Annotated in this window: 19 protein-coding genes and 1 pseudogene; 13 read left to right on the forward strand and 7 right to left on the reverse strand. The window is 66.7% G+C overall.

The genetic code is table 11. The features are described from left to right. Positions 1-454, forward strand: a 454-nt coding sequence (locus tag A5652_RS09940; RefSeq protein WP_197513881.1) for a ribonucleotide-diphosphate reductase subunit beta, incomplete at its 5' end; no start/stop codon positions are given. 51 nt (positions 455-505) lie between these two features. Here the strand turns inward: A5652_RS09940 and A5652_RS09945 are convergent. Beyond that, complete coding sequence (locus A5652_RS09945; protein ID WP_067349959.1) at positions 506-1153, reverse strand: maleylpyruvate isomerase family mycothiol-dependent enzyme; 648 nt, start codon at positions 1151-1153, stop codon at positions 506-508. Positions 1154-2156: 1003 nt separating this feature from the next. On the opposite strand from A5652_RS09945, the gene A5652_RS09955 reads away from it, so the two are divergent. After that, positions 2157-2939 (forward strand): alpha/beta hydrolase, encoded by a 783-nt coding sequence (locus A5652_RS09955; protein WP_067349966.1) that lies wholly within the window; start codon positions 2157-2159, stop codon positions 2937-2939. A gap of 59 nt (positions 2940-2998) precedes the next feature. Next, on the forward strand, positions 2999-3676 hold the full coding sequence (locus A5652_RS09960; protein WP_156745254.1) for a hypothetical protein: 678 nt from the start codon (positions 2999-3001) through the stop codon (positions 3674-3676). Between the two features lie 26 nt (positions 3677-3702). Here the strand turns inward: A5652_RS09960 and A5652_RS09965 are convergent, their stop codons facing one another. Both A5652_RS09965 and A5652_RS27500 read right to left on the reverse strand, forming a co-directional pair. Next, a complete protein-coding gene (locus A5652_RS09965; RefSeq protein ID WP_067349973.1) occupies positions 3703-3951 on the reverse strand; it encodes a hypothetical protein in 249 nt (82 codons plus the stop codon). 106 nt (positions 3952-4057) lie between these two features. Further along, complete coding sequence (locus A5652_RS27500) at positions 4058-4384, reverse strand: hypothetical protein (protein ID WP_156745255.1); 327 nt, start codon at positions 4382-4384, stop codon at positions 4058-4060. Positions 4385-4601: 217 nt separating this feature from the next. Here A5652_RS27500 and A5652_RS09975 point away from each other — a divergent pair, with 217 nt between their 5' ends. Continuing rightward, positions 4602-5027 (forward strand): DUF3349 domain-containing protein, encoded by a 426-nt coding sequence (locus tag A5652_RS09975; protein ID WP_067349981.1) that lies wholly within the window; start codon positions 4602-4604, stop codon positions 5025-5027. A 14-nt stretch (positions 5028-5041) separates the two neighbouring features. Here the strand turns inward: A5652_RS09975 and A5652_RS09980 are convergent, their stop codons facing one another. Further along, complete coding sequence (locus A5652_RS09980; protein ID WP_067350013.1) at positions 5042-6082, reverse strand: NAD(P)-dependent alcohol dehydrogenase; 1041 nt, start codon at positions 6080-6082, stop codon at positions 5042-5044. A gap of 130 nt (positions 6083-6212) precedes the next feature. Then, on the reverse strand, positions 6213-7319 hold the full coding sequence (locus tag A5652_RS09985) for an iron-siderophore ABC transporter substrate-binding protein (RefSeq protein WP_067349984.1): 1107 nt from the start codon (positions 7317-7319) through the stop codon (positions 6213-6215). A 233-nt stretch (positions 7320-7552) separates the two neighbouring features. Here A5652_RS09985 and ctaD point away from each other — a divergent pair, with 233 nt between their 5' ends. The 8 genes from ctaD (at position 7553) to A5652_RS10025 (ending at position 16030) form a co-directional block, all read left to right on the forward strand. Further along, entirely contained in the window at positions 7553-9313 is a 1761-nt protein-coding gene (gene ctaD / locus A5652_RS09990; RefSeq protein WP_232001148.1) for a cytochrome c oxidase subunit I, read from the forward strand. A 15-nt stretch (positions 9314-9328) separates the two neighbouring features. After that, a complete protein-coding gene (gene serB, locus A5652_RS09995) occupies positions 9329-10567 on the forward strand; it encodes a phosphoserine phosphatase SerB (protein WP_067349988.1) in 1239 nt (412 codons plus the stop codon). Positions 10568-10612: 45 nt separating this feature from the next. Beyond that, entirely contained in the window at positions 10613-11458 is an 846-nt protein-coding gene (locus tag A5652_RS10000) for an ABC transporter ATP-binding protein (protein WP_067349992.1), read from the forward strand. Further along, positions 11455-12270, forward strand: a complete 816-nt coding sequence (locus A5652_RS10005) for an NUDIX hydrolase (RefSeq protein ID WP_067349995.1) — start codon at positions 11455-11457, stop codon at positions 12268-12270. Before A5652_RS10000 ends, A5652_RS10005 begins: the two co-directional genes overlap by 4 nt. Positions 12271-12278: 8 nt before the next feature. Further along, positions 12279-13043: an enoyl-CoA hydratase gene (locus A5652_RS10010; protein ID WP_067350022.1), complete on the forward strand. Its 765-nt coding sequence runs from the start codon at positions 12279-12281 to the stop codon at positions 13041-13043. A 10-nt stretch (positions 13044-13053) separates the two neighbouring features. Then, positions 13054-14025 carry a class I SAM-dependent methyltransferase gene (locus tag A5652_RS10015; protein WP_067350000.1) on the forward strand — a complete coding sequence of 324 codons (972 nt, stop codon included), beginning with the start codon at positions 13054-13056 and terminating at the stop codon, positions 14023-14025. A gap of 48 nt (positions 14026-14073) precedes the next feature. After that, positions 14074-15276, forward strand: coding sequence for a class I SAM-dependent methyltransferase (locus A5652_RS10020; protein WP_232001149.1), 1203 nt, complete (start codon positions 14074-14076; stop codon positions 15274-15276). A 70-nt stretch (positions 15277-15346) separates the two neighbouring features. After that, complete coding sequence (locus A5652_RS10025) at positions 15347-16030, forward strand: esterase (RefSeq protein ID WP_067350005.1); 684 nt, start codon at positions 15347-15349, stop codon at positions 16028-16030. Positions 16031-16084: 54 nt separating this feature from the next. Here the strand turns inward: A5652_RS10025 and A5652_RS10030 are convergent, their stop codons facing one another. Together A5652_RS10030 and A5652_RS10035 are read right to left on the reverse strand one after the other, a co-directional pair. Beyond that, positions 16085-16477, reverse strand: a complete 393-nt coding sequence (locus tag A5652_RS10030; protein WP_067350028.1) for a hypothetical protein — start codon at positions 16475-16477, stop codon at positions 16085-16087. Positions 16478-16495: 18 nt separating this feature from the next. Then, the gene (locus tag A5652_RS10035) at positions 16496-17770 is read right to left on the reverse strand and encodes a PQQ-binding-like beta-propeller repeat protein (RefSeq protein WP_369805774.1); all 1275 of its coding nucleotides are present in this window, start codon (positions 17768-17770) and stop codon (positions 16496-16498) included. 184 nt (positions 17771-17954) lie between these two features. Here A5652_RS10035 and A5652_RS10040 point away from each other — a divergent pair. Next, positions 17955-18271, forward strand: a pseudogene (locus A5652_RS10040) (acetyltransferase); the annotation flags it as partial.

Below are 18271 nucleotides of genomic sequence, written 5' to 3' on the forward strand. Positions count from 1 at the left end.
GATGTACTGGTCGAGCCGCGCCAAGCTGACCAACACCGCCGACATGATCCGACTGATCATCCGCGACGAGGCCGTGCACGGTTACTACATCGGCTACAAGTTCCAGCGTGGCCTGGCGTTGGTCGACGACGCGCGCAAGCAGGAGCTCAAGGACTACACCTACGAGCTGCTCTTCGAGCTCTACGACAACGAGGTGGAGTACACCCAGGACCTCTACGACGAAGTCGGGCTGACCGAGGACGTCAAGAAGTTCTTGCGCTACAACGCCAATAAGGCACTGATGAACCTCGGTTACGAGGCGCTGTTCCCGCGCGACGAGACGGACGTCAACCCGGCGATTCTGTCGGCCCTCTCACCCAATGCCGACGAGAACCACGACTTCTTCTCCGGCTCGGGCTCGTCGTACGTGATCGGCAAAGCCGTCGTCACCGAGGACGAGGACTGGGACTTCTAACTCCGCTGACGGTGACCCCCGCTGGATGATGCCACCGGGTCCGGTCGCGGATCAGGTGAGGCGGGATCGCAGTAGAGCTAATCCTGGGCCGCCGAGATGGTCGAATGCGACGGCGCGTCCGCATATCGCCAACATCAAAGTCACTCCCGAACCCTCGATCGTTTCGCCATCGCCCCATGTTCCTCCGGTGTCCTCGTCGTGTAACCCGATGCCGCGCAACCGTCGGTGTGGGAAAAAGCCGAGTTGGGTCGGACCGGTCAGGAAATCCAGCGCCCGGGCGACATGCGTCGGGTCCGGACGATGCGGAATGCCCAGCGGTATCCGTATGTCTGCACCATGAACCAACACGTCGGTCAGGCCCGATAGCGGGCCGGTCACCGGCGGACTGAGCCTGTGGTCGGCTCGGCTACGTAACGTCTCGGCGATCTCGGCGGCCGGCGCCTGCGCTCGGCGACGGGCCAGAGCATCGATTCCCCGATCGATACTGCCGTGACGAATGCCGCTGGCCGCGAAGCCCCAGAATCCGTCGGCGAAGTCGCTAACCAAATGCGCGGCAACAGTTTTGACATCCCAACCAGCGCAGAGGCTTGCCGTGGCCAGCTGGCTGGGGTTGAGGGTGTCGATCAAGTCGGCGATTGCGCGCCGCTCGTCGGCTACCGCCGCGAATACCCGCTCGCGCTCTGCTCGGCTCAGCCGCACCGGACAAGAATACCGGGATCGCTGATCCCCATCGAGTGAAAGGCTAAGCGGTCTGCCGGTTTTCGGAAGTGACCGGCCAGCGCCCGGTGGTGCAGGTTGTCACCTCAGGCATGGGGCGGGGAGCACCAGCCCGGGGTTCGCTTCGATTCAGTAAGGCCGGCTCGTCATCGCCTTGGGCCGCGCTCAGAGGCTCACGGCGGCGGTGCCGGCGGGATGCCCAAAATCGGTTAGCTCGCCGCCTTTGCAATCCAGGATCGCGGCGACCGCCTTGCGCTCCTGTCATTCAAGGTCTGGCGGACTTCGCCGTCGAGGGGCTCCGCTACCGGGGAGCGACAGAAATAGCACAGATCGTGGCCGAGTGTCAGATAGCCGCACACGAGGCAGACATCGGGGCAAACGTCGGTGGTCACCATCCGCACCTCCTAGTGGCGCGTCTCTAATGCTCCTCCCGATCGCCTAATCATCGGTTATCGACACGCGGCACCGGTCTTAAATTCGCGACGTTTCATCCGGCGGCGCATTTGCGCCGCCTATCGACCGCAGGGCCCCGCTCCGGGGCCGTGAGCCCTAGTGGCATTGATTGCTGCAGGACTCCGAGTGGATGTTGGGCCGGTTTTATATACGCCGTCGACGGCAACCCCTGAAGGTGATGAGCGTACTGACATACATCGCCGTGGTCCTTGTGGGTCAAGCCGCCTTCGGTGCTATGTGTGGTGTCGCGTTGTTGACGCTCGCGGCGGCCTTCAGGATATGGCCGTCAAAGCTGTTGCGGGAGCAGACGGGTGACTCATCCGAGAGCGCGAAAACTTCGGTAATTGACCATCCGGACGAGCTAGAGGAATTCTTGAGCGGGGAATACGCAGACCTCAGCAGGTGACCAGAGCCGCGCACACCGTGACCTATCGCAGCGAGCTTTGCGCGAATCCACAAATCTTGCTCGGCAAACGCGCAGCGCCTGAGAAGATGCTCAAGCGGTCTGTAGCGGATGGAAGATTGAGGCCACATGCTCGAAATAATCGACGAGGGGTCTGTCACCGAATCACATCCCGATCCGCTGCTCTTCGTTCACGGCGCTTGCGGCACGGCAAGGATATGGGACGACCATTTTCTGGGCTTCTTTGCGGATAAGGGTTACCGAGCCGTCGCACTCAGCTTTCGCGGCCACGGTGCCAGCAGCCTGTCCAAGCCCCTCCAATCATGTTGTATCGCTGATTACCTGGAAGACGTAAACGCCGTTGTCGCGAAGCTTGAAAGCGCACCGGTGCTCATCGGTCATTCGATGGGTTGCTGGGTCGTGCTGAATCACCTGGCAATTCACCGTGCCCCGGCGGCGGTTCTGATGGCACCCGGCACACCGCAGGGATTACGACGATGGGCATTGCGCGCTGCCCTCCGTCACCCATGGCTTATCGTGCGCAGCAGCACTTTTGGCAACCCAGCCGACCTATTCAGGACCGCGTCGTCGGCCCGCGAGTTTATATTTTCCGCGCATACCCTCGAATCAATCGTCAGGTCGTGTGCGACCCATTTGCAGGCCGAGAGCAGGCGCGCCGCTCGAGAAACGGTAAATCGACTTCCTCACCCTGACCTCGTGCAAGCCCCGCTGCTTGTTCTCGGAGCAGAAGACGACGGCATGCGAATCGACGGGGATGCCTCTGCTGTAGCGCGGATTTACCAGGCGGACGCGGAAATTTTTCCCGACATGGGACATGCCATGATGCTCGAGCGTGGATGGCAGGCAGTCGCCGAGACAATCGACGGCTGGCTCACAGCGCGATGCCTATGAAAGCGACTGTCCGCACCAAAGGACGGGGGCGCCTCGCCGGGAGGGACTACCTTGTACCGATGGCACGTCGACTTCCGCAGGTGGCCGGAGTCGTGTTTGCCGTGCTCTTTGCGGCCGCGCTGGTGACTGTTCCACCGCTGCCAGGCATTGATAAGTCTGGTGAGGCGATCGTCGCTCATGTGGTCGCACACGGCTCCGCCATCCGGTTGCAGGCACTTCTTGTCGCGCTCGGCTCGCTTGCGCTGGTGATAGTGCTCGGCCACGCCCGCACCAGATTCGACGGCGCAGCCGGGCATGTGTTGACGATCGGCTCAGCGGTGATCATCACCGAGGTCGCCGTCGAATTTTGGTTCAGCTCGGGACTCGCGCTACACGCCAGGTCTCTGGATCCCGCGACCGCACGCATCCTGGCTGATGTCGCCGTGATGTGGGGGCCACTCCTGACGGTCGCCGATGTGATGGTCGCTGTGCCCGTCGCACTGGCTTCCGTTCAGCAGAGGTTTCCGCGGTGGGTCGGCGCGCTTGCTGTGGTATTCGCACTCGAGCAACTGGTCGAGACGGTGACCATCGTTGGTGGCCCCGGCTTCATCGAGCCCGGCGGGGCGATGAATCTCTATGTCGGCGGCCCGTTATTCGTCGTGTTCTTTCTGGCGCTTGGGCTGACGTCGGGCCCCACACGACCAAAGGATGTGTCAGACGGCAGGGGCGGCCCGACCAAATACTCAGACGCGAACTAGGCGAGCTCACTCCGGTCTGGGCTCGTTCAGCCTTCGGCGGTGCCCGGTGAAGCCCCGTCCGCTGGCCGTACGTCACCGGCGTCGTCGTTGCCGAAGATGCTAGCGACGGCCTGGCTGAACGAGGTACGGCCGACGTTCTCTCCGCCGGGTAGCTCACTGTGTATCTGGATCGCCCCGCGGCTAAGAAACGACATGACCGCGCTGAACACCTCGATACCCAAGTTGAGGGCCTGCGTGAGGCGACTTTCGCCACCCGATCCGGAAGGGTTGCTCACAATGCGTCCGCGCTGTTGGTCGGCTCGGGTGTCATGCCAGTTCCCCCTCTAGGTTTGCCTTGAAACAAGCGGAATCGGGAATCGATGAAGGCCCCCAGCGAGGGCGCTAGGGGGAAAGGTGTTGTGCCTGCGTCGGCGAATAGATCCTGGGCTTGAACGTCGCCATCACCGGCAAGCGCAGCGTTAGGCCACCCGCCACGGGCACGCGGACCGTGAAGTAAACAACCTGCATGTCCAGGCCCATTTGGAGGCGCACCTCCTTGAGGGGCTCGGTCTGCACCCCGAGGCCCATCTCCCGCAAACGGGCGCCGATGCCGCGTTCAGGCGACTCGGCCGGATCTGACGGCCTAGGAATCCTCGGCACCGAATTCTTCTGGCTGCCGACACTTACAGCAACGATGGGCGGCCGGTTCTGCGAGGTCGGAGTCGTCATGGCTCGACTCTACTCCGCAGAAATGGTGCCGACCGATGAAAATCACGTTGACCAGTGGAAGTACCCCTATGGTGCGCACTCGACAACCAAGGCGCCGATCGTTGCGGGCGTGTGGGCGGCGAAAGGCCGGGTCTGTCGAGGTAAACGACGTATGAATTGTCTGGTCGGAGTCGCGCCGCGGTAGCGCGGGTGACACGGCTGCCCTGACACTGGTGGGGTGACGAACACCGCCGCCTCCGCCACCGCCAACTTCTGCCGCTCGGTGCTTCGCTGGCTGCGCGCCGGCTACCCTGAGGGCGTCCCCGGGCCAGACCGGGTGCCGCTGCTGGCGCTGCTGCGCAGCACCCCGCTGACCGAGGAGCAGATCGCCGAGGTGGTGCGCAACATCACCGCAGACGGATCGCCAGCAGTCGCCGACGGTGTGATCGACCGCGACGAGATCGCCCACTTCATCTCCGACATGACCCACTACGACGCAGGGCCGGAGAACATCATCCGGGTGGCGGCAACCCTGGCCGCGGTCGGGTGGCCGCTGGCCGGCATCGATGTCAGCGAGGTCATCCCCGGTGACGAGTGGGGTGAGGCCGCGGAGGTCGCCGCTCGCGGTGCGGCGTCCAACGGCGCTCCGGGCGTCGCGCTGTAGGACGCGCCGGGGCCCTACAGCTTCGAAATATCGATGACGAAGCGGTAGCGCACGTCGCTGGCCAGCACGCGCTCGTAGGCTTCGTTGATGTAGTCGGGCTCGATGAGCTCGATTTCCGGCGTCACGTTGTGCTCGGCGCAGAAGTCGAGCATCTCCTGGGTCTCGGCGATGCCGCCGATGTTCGACCCGGAGAGGCTGCGCCGCGCCAGCGCCAGCGAGAACGCGCCCACCTCCATGGGGTGTTCAGGAATCCCTAATTCGACGAGCGTCCCGTCGACGTCGAGCAGGCTCAGATAGTCGTTCAGGTTGAGGTTCGCTGAGACGGTGTTCAAGATCAGGTCAAAGCTGTTGCGCAGTTTCTTGAAGGTCTCGCGCTCGGCGGTGGCGTAGTAGTGCTTAGCGCCCAACCGCAGTCCGTCCTCCATCTTCTTCAGTGACTGCGACAGCACCGTCACTTCGGCGCCCATCGCCGCGCCGAGCTTGACGCCCATGTGGCCCAGTCCGCCCAGGCCGATGATCGCCAGGCGAGTGTCCTGGCCGGCTTTCCAGTGCCGCAGCGGCGAGAACAGCGTGATGCCCGCGCACAGCAGTGGCGCCGCCTTGTCCAGCGGCAGCGAGTCGGGGATGTGCAAGACGAAGTTTTCGTCCACGACGATCGCCTGGCTGTACCCGCCCTGCGTAATCGTGCCGTCTTTGTCAGTGGCGTTGTAGGTGAAGATCGTGCCCCGGCTGCAGTACTGCTCGAGACCGGCCTTACAGCTGCTGCACTGGCCGCAGGAGTTCACCATGCAGCCGACGCCGACGTGGTCACCCACCTTGTGCTTGGTGACCTCGGAGCCGACTGCGGTCACGACGCCGGCGATTTCGTGGCCCACGACCAACGGGTAGTGCGGCGTGCCCCATTCGCCTTTGGCCGTGTGGATGTCGGAGTGGCAGATCCCGGCGAACTTGATGTCGATGGCCACGTCGTGTGGGCCCGGGTCACGCCTCTCGATCGTGGTCTTGGTCAGCGGTGCCGTCGGCGAGGTGGCGGCGTACGCCGAAACTGTGCTCATTGAAAATCCCTCTTCGATTCGATACGTCATCAAGGCGATACGTCATCAAGAAGTTTAGCTAAGGTAAAATTATTCCGCTGGCCGGGCGAACATCACGTTGTGACGATGTGTGCGTTTCGCCCGGGCGCCGTCAGTTGATCGGGGCGTTCACCAGGCGCAGGTCGTCGACGATGCCGCGGGCGGCGATCAGGCCCTCGCCGGCCTGCCAGATCTCGTTGTTGACGATATAGACCCTGTTGTCACGGTTGGCCGACAGCTTGCGCCACGGGTTGCTGTCCAGGATCGTGGCGGCCCGATCGGCGGCGGCCGGGGTGTCGCAGGACGCGTAGACCACGTCGGCGTCGGCTATCGACAGGTCAGGATTCTTCGCCAGGTCCGCGTCGCTGGCCCCGATCTCGATGTAGGGCTTGTCGGTGAACCGCTGGGAGGCCGGCCGGTCCACGCCGACCGCACCCAGCACGCTGGCCGGGAAGTTGTTGGCGCCGTACACCCGGATCGTCCCCGCCGTCAGCTGCACGATCGACGCCTGGAAGTGAGAGGCGTCATGCCGCGCGCCGATGTCGGTGGCCCGCTGGGAAAAGCCGCTGATCAGCGAGTTCACTGCGGCGCCGCGGCCGGTGGCGGCGCCGGCGGCGCGCACGTTGTCCTGCCACGCCGCGCCCGGCGCGGCGGTGAACACGGTGGGCGCGATGGCTGCCAGCTGCGGATAGAGGGTGGGTGTCAGCCCCTGCGACCCCAGGATCAGGTCGGGGTGGGCGGCGCCGATCGCCTTCAGGTCCGGGTGGGACCGGGAGCCGACCCCGGGCACCCCGTGGACGGCGCCGCCCAGGTAGGCGGGCTGACTCGAGGACCCGTCCGGCAATGCCGCGCCGACCACCCGTGACTGCAGGCCCAGCGCGCACAACGTGTCGAGCTGGTCGCCGGCGAGCACCACGATGCGCTGCGGGTCGGCGGGCACCTGCACGACGTCCGGGTCGACGCCCGCGGCGTTGCGCACCGGCCGTTTCGAGGAGCCCGGATCGGGCGCAGCGGCGTCCCGCGCGCACGAGTCGTCGGGTCGGCGGTCGTTTCCGAGCACTCCGGCGCCCGCGATCTGGGTGGTGGGGGTGATCAGGGAACGGGCCGGGGTCTGGCCGGCCGGCTTGTCGGATCCGCAACCGCCGCATGCCAGGATGACCGCTGCCGTCACCGCGGTCGCCACGGCAGGCCGGGCGGGTCTGATCGCGCCGAACAACACGCGTCAGACGCTAACATTCGGCCAGCGTGGCGATCGCGAGCGCGGCGGGGCCGGGCGAAGCGGGTCGCCACCATTCGGCCAGCGTGGCGACGCTGCGCCGACGGACACGCCGCACCGGCGAGGCATTTACGACAGTTTGTAGGACCAGCCCTGACGGCGCCATGATCGACGGCTAAGATTCGTCTCAATACTGTTTTTGGGCCAGTGTCCGATCTGGATGTTTGGAGAAACTGTTGACAGCCGAAGCGCCCCCCTTGGGTGAACTCGAGGCCGTTCGTCCGTACCCGGACCGCATGGGCCCCAAAGGGAACCTCGTCTACAAACTGATCACCACCACCGATCACAAGATGATCGGCATCATGTACACGGTCACCTGCTTCGCCTTCTTCTTCATAGGCGGGCTGATGGCGTTGCTGATGCGCACCGAGCTGGCCGCTCCCGGGCTTCAGTTCCTGTCGAACGAACAGTTCAACCAGCTGTTCACCATGCACGGCACGATCATGCTGCTGCTGTATGCGACCCCGGTGGTGTTCGGTTTCGCCAACTTGGTGCTGCCGCTGCAGATCGGCGCACCAGACGTGGCCTTCCCGCGCCTGAACGCCTTCTCGTTTTGGCTGTTCCTGTTCGGCGGGCTGATCGCGGCCTCCGGCTTCATCGTCCCGGGCGGGGCCGCTGACTTCGGCTGGACCGCCTACACACCCCTGTCTGACGCCGTGCACTCACCCGGCGCGGGGGGAGATCTGTGGATCACCGGCCTGATCGTCGCGGGTCTGGGCACCATCCTGGGTGCCGTCAACATGATCACCACCGTGGTGTGCATGCGCGCGCCCGGCATGACGATGTTCCGGATGCCGATCTTCACCTGGAACATCTTGGTGACCTCGATCCTGATCCTGATCGCGTTCCCGATCCTGACCGCCGCGCTGTTCGGCCTGGCCGCCGACCGACATCTGGGCGCCCACGTATACGACGCCGCCAATGGCGGAGTCTTGTTGTGGCAACACCTGTTCTGGTTCTTCGGCCATCCCGAGGTCTACATCATCGCGCTACCATTCTTCGGCATCATCACCGAGATCATTCCGGTGTTCTCGCGCAAGCCGGTCTTCGGTTACACCACGCTGGTTTACGCGACCCTGTCGATCGCCGCACTGTCGGTCGCGGTGTGGGCGCACCACATGTTCGCCACCGGAGCCGTTCTGCTGCCGTTCTTTTCGTTCATGACGTATCTGATCGCGGTGCCGACCGGGATCAAGTTCTTCAACTGGATCGGCACGATGTGGAAGGGCCAGATCACCTTTGAGACGCCGATGCTGTTCTGCGTCGGCTTCCTCATCACCTTCCTGCTGGGTGGGCTGACCGGGGTGATGCTGGCCAGCCCGCCGCTGGACTTCCACGTCACCGACACCTACTTCGTGGTCGCGCATTTCCACTACGTGCTGTTCGGCACCATCGTGTTCGCCACCTTCGGCGGGGTGTACTTCTGGTTCCCGAAGATGACCGGCCGGCTGCTCGACGAGCGCCTGGGCAAGCTGCACTTCTGGTTGACGTTCATCGGGTTCCACACCACGTTCCTGGTGCAGCACTGGCTGGGCGACCTGGGCATGCCGCGCCGCTACGCCGACTACCTGCCCAGCGACGGCTTCCAGCCCTACAACGTCGCCTCGACAGTGGGCGCCTTCATCCTGGGCGCGTCGATGTTCCCGTTCGTCTGGAACGTCTTCAAGAGCTGGCGTTACGGCGAAGTCGTCACGGTCGACGACCCGTGGGGCTACGGCAACTCTCTGGAGTGGGCGACCAGCTGCCCGCCGCCGCGGCACAACTTCACCGAGCTGCCCCGAATCCGTTCGGAGCGCCCGGCATTCGAATTGCACTACCCGCACATGGTGGAGCGGCTTCGCGCCGAGGCGCATGTGGGCCGCCATGCCACGGCTCTCGAGTCGCCGAAGGGCTTCGGTCCGCGAACCGAACCCGATCGCTCGACTGCTGAGCAATAGCGACAGCTGTCGGGAGTGAACTCACCACAGAAGGTGTCGGTGCTGATCACCGTCACCGGCGTGGACCAGCCGGGCGTGACGGCGAGCCTGTTGGAGGCGCTGTCGCGGCACGGAGTCGAGCTGCTCAACGTCGAGCAGGTGGTGATTCGGCACCGTCTGACACTGGGCGTGCTGGTCTGCTGTAGGGCCGAGGTCGCCGATAGCGCACAGTTGCGCCAAGACGTCGAATCGGCCATCCGCGAGTTGGATCTGGATGTCAGCATCGAGCGCAGCGACGACGTGCCCATCATGCGTGAGCCCTCGACCCACACCATCTACGTGCTGGGCCGGCCCATCACCGCCAGTGCGTTCGGCACGGTCGCCCGCGAGGTGGCGGGGCTGGGCGTCAACATCGACTTGATTCGCGGTGTTTCCGACTATCCGGTGATCGGCCTGGAGCTGCGGGTGTCAGTGCCGCCGGGCGCGGATGGGGCGCTGCGGACCGCTCTGAACCGGGTGTCCAGCGAAGAACAGGTCGATGTGGCGGTCGAGGCTGTCAGCCTGGAACGACGGGCCAAGCGGCTCATCGTGTTTGACGTCGACTCGACACTGGTGCAGGGCGAGGTCATCGAGATGCTGGCGGCCCGGGCGGGCGCCGAGGGCAAGGTCGCCGCGATCACCGACGCCGCGATGCGCGGCGAGCTGGACTTCGCGCAGTCGCTCGAGCAGCGGGTGGCGACGCTGGCGGGCCTGCCGGCCAGCGTCATCGACGAGGTCGCCGACGCACTGGAACTGATGCCCGGCGCCCGCACCACGATACGGACCTTACGGCGCTTGGGTTATGCGTGCGGCCTCGTGTCCGGGGGCTTCCGCCGGATCATCGAGCCGCTGGCCGAGGAGCTGATGATCGACTATGTCGCGGCCAACGAGCTGGAGATCGTCGACGGCACCATCACCGGCCGGGTGATCGGGCCGATCGTCGACCGGGCCGGAAAGGCCTCGGCGCTAAAAGAATTCGCAAACCAGGTCGGGGTACCGATGGCGCAGACCGTCGCGGTAGGCGACGGTGCCAACGACATCGACATGCTGGCCGCCGCCGGATTGGGGATCGCGTTCAACGCCAAGCCGGCACTGCGCGAGGTCGCCGATGCGTCGCTGAGTCACCCCTATCTGGACACGGTGCTGCTCCTGCTGGGTGTGACTCGCGGTGAAATCGAGGCCGCCGACGCGATCGACGGTGAGGTTCGCCGGGTGGAGATCCCGCCCACCCCATAGCGACCCGGCAGGTATTCGAGCGTTGCGGTACGGCACGATGGTCGGGTGGCCGAAAACGGAAGCGAGTCAGCCGACCCCGATCTGCTGCTCGACTTCAGGCAGGTGTCACTGCGGCGTGGCGGCAACGTTTTGGTGGGCCCATTGGACTGGGCGGTCGAACTCGACGAACGCTGGGTGATCGTCGGGCCCAACGGCGCCGGCAAGACCTCGTTGCTGCGGATCGCCGCGGCGGCCGAACATCCCTCGTCCGGCACCGCTTTCGTGCTCGGTGAGCGACTGGGCCGGGTCGACGTGACGGAGTTGCGGTCGCGGATCGGGCTCAGCTCCTCGGCTTTGGCGCAGCGCATACCCACCGACGAAGTGGTCCGCGATCTCGTTGTCTCGGCCGGCTATGCGGTGCTGGGCAGGTGGCGGGAGCACTACGAGGACGTCGACTACCAGCGCGCGATAGACATGCTGGAGAGCCTGGGCGCCGAGCACCTTGCGGACCGCACCTATGGGACGCTGTCGGAGGGCGAGCGCAAGCGGGTGCTGATCGCCCGCGCGCTGATGACCGACCCCGAACTGCTGCTGCTCGACGAGCCCGCCGCCGGCCTGGATTTGGGCGGCCGCGAGGAGTTGGTCGCGCGGCTGGCCGACCTGGCCGCCGACCCCGAGGCTCCCGCCCTGGTGCTGGTCACCCACCACGTCGAGGAGATTCCGCCCGGGTTCAGCCACTGCATGCTGCTTTCGGAAGCCGAAGTGGTCGCTGCGGGATTGCTGACTGACGTGCTGACCTCAGAGAACCTGTCCACCGCATTCGGCCAAGCGATCGCGCTCGACGTCGTCGACGGGCGCTACTTCGCGCGGCGAGTTCGTACCCGCGCGGCCCACCGCAGGAGGCTGGAATGAGCACCAACCCCGAGCCGCTGCCGACCCGCCCGGCCGCAACCGTGATGCTGGTCCGCGACGTGCCCGGCGGCTTGAAGATCTTCCTGATGCGCCGCCATTCGAAGATGGAGTTCGCCCCGGGCGTCATCGTGTTTCCCGGTGGCGGCGTCGACGACCGCGACCGCAACGCCGATATCGCGTGGGCCGGTCCGCCGCCGGAATGGTGGGCACAGCGGTTTGGCATCGACACCGAACTGGCCGCGGCGCTGGTGTGTGCCGCGGCTCGGGAGACCTTCGAGGAGTCCGGGGTGCTCTTCGCCGGTCCGGCCGACGACCCGGACGGCATCGTTCGCGACGCCTCGGTCTACGCCGATGCCCGGCGCGCCCTGGACGATCGGACGCTGTCGTTCGCCGATTTCCTGCGCACCGAAAACCTGGTGTTGCGCTCAGACCTGCTGCGGCCATGGGCCAATTGGGTCACCCCGGAGGCCGAGCGGACCCGCCGGTACGACACCTACTTCTTCGTGGCGGCCCTACCCGAGGGCCAGCGTGCCGACGGGGAGAACACCGAATCCGACCGGTTCGGCTGGGCGTTGCCGCAGGATGCCATCGCCGACTTCGAGGCGGGCCGCAACATCCTGCTGCCGCCGACCTGGACCCAGCTGGATTCGCTGGCCGGCCGCAGCGTCGCCGACGTGCTGGCCGTCGAACGCCAGATCGCGCCCGTGCAGCCCCTCCTCGAAAAGCGTGGTGACAACTGGGTTTTCGAGTTCTTCGATTCCGATCGCTACCACCAGGCGCGCAAGGCGGGCGGTATGGAGTGGCCGTTGTGAACGCTCGAGTGAGCGAGTTCGTCAGCGTGGTGGTCAGCGACGGGTCGCAGGACGCCGGGCTGGCCATGTTGCTGCTGTCGCGCCCACCGACGAACGCGATGACCCGCCAGGTCTATCGGGAGGTAATCGCGGCCGCCGACGAGTTGGGCCGGCGTGACGACGTCGCCGTGGTGATTCTTTTCGGCGGCCACGAGATCTTCTCCGCGGGTGACGACATGTCCGAGCTGCGAACGCTGCGGGGTTCCGAGGTCGAGAGCGTGGCCCGGGTCCGCCAGGAAGCCGTCCACGCCGTGGCGACGATCCCCAAACCGACCGTCGCCGCGATCACCGGATACGCGCTGGGCGCCGGGCTCACGCTGGCCCTGGCCGCCGACTGGCGGATCAGCGGGGACAACGTCAAGTTCGGGGCGACGGAAATCCTGGCCGGCCTGATGCCCGGCGGCGACGCGATGGCGCGCCTGACCCGGGTGGCGGGCGCGAGTAAGGCCAAGGAGCTGGTGTTCAGCGGCCGCTTCTTCGACGCCGAAGAGGCCCTGGCGCTGGGCATCATCGACGAAATGGTGGCCCCCGACGACGTGTACGACGCCGCCGCCGGCTGGGCGCGCCGCTTCCTCGACGGTCCACGGCAGGCGCTGGCCGCCGCCAAAGCCGGGATCAACGACGTTTTCGATCTGGAGCTCCCCGAGCGGCTAGCCGCCGAACGCCGGCGCTACGTCGAGGTGTTCAGTGCTGGTCAGGGCGGTGGCGATAGGACGGGTCCCGGCGGCCGTTAGGCTGCCCTGCATGACCAGTTCGACCGACGCCGTTCCGACGCCCCACGCCACCGCCGAGCAGGTGGAAGCCGCCCGGCACGACAGCAAGCTGGCCCAGGTGCTCTACCACGACTGGGAAGCCGAGACTTACGACGACAAGTGGTCGATCTCTTATGATCAGCGCTGCATCGACTACGCCCGGGGGCGCTTCGACGCGATCGTGCCCGACGAGGTGCTGCGCGAGCTGCCCTACGACCGGGCGCTCGAATTGGGCTGTGGCACAGGGTTTTTCCTGCTCAACCTGATCCAGTCCGGGGTCGCCCGGCGCGGATCGGTGACCGACCTTTCGCCGGGCATGGTCAAGGTCGCCACCCGCAACGGGCAGTCGCTGGGCCTCGACATCGACGGCCGGGTCGCCGACGCCGAAGGCATCCCGTATGAGGACAACACCTTCGACCTGGTGGTCGGGCACGCGGTGCTGCACCACATTCCCGATGTGGAGCTGTCGCTGCGCGAGGTGATCCGGGTGCTGCGCCCCGGTGGCCGGTTCGTCTTCGCCGGCGAGCCGACCAGCGCGGGCGACGTCTACGCCCGCGAGTTGTCGACCCTGACCTGGCGCATCGCCACCAACGTCACCAAGCTGCCGGGCCTGGGTGCGTGGCGGCGCCCGCAGGCCGAGCTCGACGAATCGTCCCGGGCGGCGGCGCTGGAGGCGATCGTCGACCTGCACACCTTCACTCCGGGTGACCTGGAGCGGATGGCCAGCAACGCCGGAGCCACCGAAGTGCGGACCGTGAGCGAAGAGTTCACCGCCGCGATGTTCGGCTGGCCGGTGCGCACGTTCGAGGCGTCGGTGCCGCCCGGACGCCTGGGCTGGGGCTGGGCGAAGTTCGCCTTCACCGGCTGGAAGGCGCTGAGCTGGGTGGACGTCAACGTGTGGCGCCGCGTGGTCCCGAAGGGCTGGTTCTACAACGTGATGGTGACCGGGGTCAAACCCTCCTGAGCGTCGGGCTGCGCTTCGGCCCGGCGACGATGCAGGCCGCGCAGCGGCGTGAGGAGGAACCGGGCAATCAGGTTTAGTACGGACGACGTCGGCTATCTGCGGTCGCGGGCGGGTGCCGCCGCGCTGGCGGCGGTCGCCGAACTCGGCCTGACCGACGCCACCCGGCTCGGTGACATCCGCGCGGCGCGCGCCCAATTCGGCGACCGGGCCGCGGTGCTGGTGGAGACGGTCCTGTTGCGCCGCCGCGCCGCCGACAAGCTGGGCGAGCTGGAAGTGTCGGGATGGCTGTTCACCGACGAGGCGCTGCAGCAGGCCACCGCGGCACCGGTGGCCTTGCACCGCGCCCGACGGCTGGCCGCCCGCGCCAGCGGCGTCGTCGTGCACGACGCGACCTGCTCGATCGGCACCGAGCTCGCGGCGCTGCGGGCCTGTGGGGTTGCCGGGCTGGGCAGCGATATCGATTCGGTGCGGCTGTCGATGGCACGTCACAACTTGGGGGAGTCGGCCTGGCTCTGCCGCGCCGACGCGCTGCGCCCGGTCACCCGCGACGCAGTGCTCATCGTCGATCCGGCCCGGCGCGCCGAGGGTCGGCGGCGGCTGCGCATCGACGACTACCAGCCCGGCCTGGGCGCGCTACTCGACACCTACCGCGACCGGAAGTTCGTCGTAAAGTGTGCTCCGGGAATCGATTTCAGCCAGGTGCGACATCTCGGTTTCGATGGAGAAATCGAGGTGACGTCGTATCGCGGCTCGGTTCGGGAGGCGTGTCTGTGGTCGGAAGGACTGGCGCAGCCCGGCGTGGGCCGGCGGGCGAACCTGCTGGATCGCGGCGAGCAGATCACCGACAACGACCCCGACGACTGCCCGGTACGGCCGGTGGGGCGATGGATCATCGACCCCGATGGCGCCGTGGTGCGGGCGGGGCTGGTGCGTCATTACGGCGCGCGGCACGGACTGTGGCAGCTCGACGCCGACATCGCCTACCTCTCGGGCGATCGGCTGCCAGTGGCGGACCGCGGCTTCGAGGTGCTCGAGCAGCTGGCCTTCGGCGAACGCCGGCTCCGCCAGGCGCTGTCGGTGCTGGACTGCGGGTCGCTGGAGGTCCTGGTGCGCGGGGTTCGGGTAGACCCGGACTCGTTGCGCAACCGGATGCGGTTGCGCGGCAGCCGGCCGCTGTCGGTGGTCATCGCCCGCATCGGTGCACGGACCTCCAGCCGGGTGATGGCGTTCGTTTGCCAACCCTCCCGATAGCGCCGGGTACGCTGGCGGCGTCACTTCTCAGGGTCACCGGCCCTGGCTAGTCTGCGAGGACACTTCCACGATGCGTTTTCTGATAGTCGCCGCGCTGCTCGCGGCGGCGGTCTTGGTGGGCCGGCCGGCCGCGGCCGAGCCGCCGTCGTGTGCCAGCCTGGGCGGCAGCGTTGAGGGTGGCCAGATGTGCCGTCTGCACGCCACCGGCCCCAACTACACCCTCAACATGAGCTTTCCCGCCGACTATCCCGACGGGCAGGCGCTGACCGATTACGTCACCCAGAATCGGGACGGCTTCGTCGCGGTCGCGCAGAGTTCCGGGGGACGTGACCAGCCATACCAGCTGGAGGCCACCACCGAGCAACACACCGCAGGGCAACCCCCGCACAACACCCGCAGCGTCGTGCTCAAGTTCTTTCAGGACGTCGGGGGAGCGCACTCGTCGATCTGGTACAAGGCGTTCAACTACAACCTCGGGACCAGGCAGCCCATCACCTTCGACAACCTGTTCCTGCCTGGCGCCGCGCCGCTGGACGCCATCTACCCGATCGTGCAGCGCGACCTGGAACGTCAAACACCGTTGGGCGCCGCGGTTTTGCCGTCGACGGGACATGACCCGTCGCACTATCAGAACTTCGCCATCACCGACGATCAGCTGATCTTCTACTTCGCCCCGGGCGAGATGTTGCCGGCGCTCGGCGGGCCGTTGCAGGCCCAGGTGCCGCGCAACGCCATCCCGCCGCTGGCGGTCTAGTTCCGATGGTGGCGACCCGCTTCATCCGGCTTCGCCGCACTCGCGATCGCCACGTCAGACCGGTCCGGCCTGCAACTCCATCGCCGCGGCGGCGACCGCCAGCGCCACCTGCGCGACACAACCGATCAACGGGACGACGAAGGCCCGCCGTTTTCGCCGTACCAGGAAATAGACGGTGACCGCGATGTCCGCGACCAAAAGGGCGGCCCCGCCCCAGGTGCCCAGGTCCATGGCACGGTCGATCCAGGCGGGATCGCCGCATTTCCGAGACCCGCACGAGTCGGTGGTCATCACGAGCAGGCCCAGCAGCGCAAAGCTCGCCGCGTACAGCCCGCCATGGATGACCAGCAGGACGGACGCCGCCACGATGTCGGCGGCGCTGCTCCGCGGTTTTGCAGTGGTGTTGGTGGTCGCGGCGCCTGGCGTCGCGGGTTCGTCGATCGGCACCACAGAGGTATGTCCGGGTCAGGCCGGGGCGAAACCGTAAACCTGGCCGTCGCTGGTGGCCGCAACCACCCGGCGATCGGTGCCGACCGACACCCCCACCGGATACCCGGTGGCCGCCGGCATCGGATAGCTGTCCAGCGTGCGGCCGCTGCCTGGATCGAAAACCAGCAGCGACATGCCGGGGGCGCCGTTTGCCGGTGGCCCGCTGACCACCGCGTAGCCGACGCCGGTACCGGCCAGGCTTGACGTCGACAGGGGCAGGACATCGTCGCGGCGCCACGCCTGATCGGCGTGATCACCGGCATCCTTGAACGCCACCAGCTTCGTGTCGGGCCCGCCGCCGGCCACGATCAAGCCCTGCGGGGTGACCGCAGGGGGAGTCTGTGCCAAGAACCCCAGCGGCACTGACCATTTCACCTTTGCGTCGGCCGCACGCAGCGCCCACAGCCGTTGGTCGCGGCCGTTGACGTAGACGGTCGACCCGTCGGCCGACAACACCGGGCTGGCGATGACACCGGCGCCCACGGCGTCGCTGGTCCATTCGCGGGTCAGCAGCGGCGTCTGCCCGGGGTGGTACTTCAGTCCGACCAGACCCGCGGCGGGAGCGCCGGGCTGCCAGACGCCCAGCACCGCCGTCCCGTTGGCGGTCGAGAACGCGGGGGCCGCCGCGACGGGACATCCCTGCCGGGCCGGCGCGCAATCCGCCAACCCGCGCGCGGCGTCGGTGGGGTCGACGCCGTCGACCAGGTCGAGGGGGCTGCCGACCACCTCGCCGCGATGGGAGTCGAAGACCAGCACCTGACCGAGGTGCGTGGCGACGAGCAGCTCGCCTTGCCCGACGAACCGCGGCGTGGTCGGCATGCCGATCACCGGTTGGCGCCACCGCGTCCACTGGGTAACCGGGAAAGACAGGAACGCTCCGGGCTGGCCGACGTAGAGGTTGTCGAAGCCGTCGATCAGCGGGCCGGCGAACCCGCCGCCCTGGATCAAGCGCACGCACCAGCGCTGGCGCCCGTTGTCGTTGTTCTCCCACTCCATCAGCGAGCATCCCGCCGAGGTCTGGGCGTTGAGGGCCAGATAGCCGCGTGCGCTGAGCGCCGGTCCGGCGGCCAGGCTCCCCTTCACCGACCGGGTCCACTCCAGCGAGAGCTTCGTGGCGCCGCCGGTGACGGTGTAGCTGCTGTTGGCCGCGTCGGCGTACTGCGCCGCCCAGCCCTGCGCTGCTGAGGCGTCGACCCATGAGTCGGTATTGCCGCAGGCGCCAAGCAGGACCGCGAGGACAGCCGTCAGCACTACCGATGACCAACGCCGGAGCCCACTGACGAGTTGTCGGGCAAGCACCTTCGGTTTTCCAAATCCTTCTTGGGAGGCGGGCCGCTCGCGCGCAGACCCGGCCGTTCGGCGGCAATCGAGTACAGGTGAGGGTAACCCGTGGCGGTTCGCGGGCTCGTATATGACCGAGTTAGGCTGTCCGGCCATGACGAGCATGTGGGGTGCCCCGGTCCATCGCCGCTGGCGTGGATCGAACCTCCGAGACCCGCGCCAGGCCAAGTTCCTCACGCTGGCCTCGCTGAAATGGGTGCTACGCAACCGCGCATATACGCCTTGGTACCTGGTGCGCTATTGGCGGCTGCTCAAGTTCAAACTGGCCAACCCGCACATCATCACCCGCGGCATGGTGTTTCTCGGCAAAGGCGTGGAGATCCACGCGACGCCCGAACTCTCGCAGCTCGAGATCGGCCGGTGGGTGCACATCGGCGACAAGAACACCATCCGCGCGCATGAGGGCTCGCT

The sequence above is a fragment of the Mycobacterium sp. 1165178.9 genome (assembly GCF_001673555.1).
Classification (GTDB): Bacteria; Actinomycetota; Actinomycetes; order Mycobacteriales; family Mycobacteriaceae; genus Mycobacterium.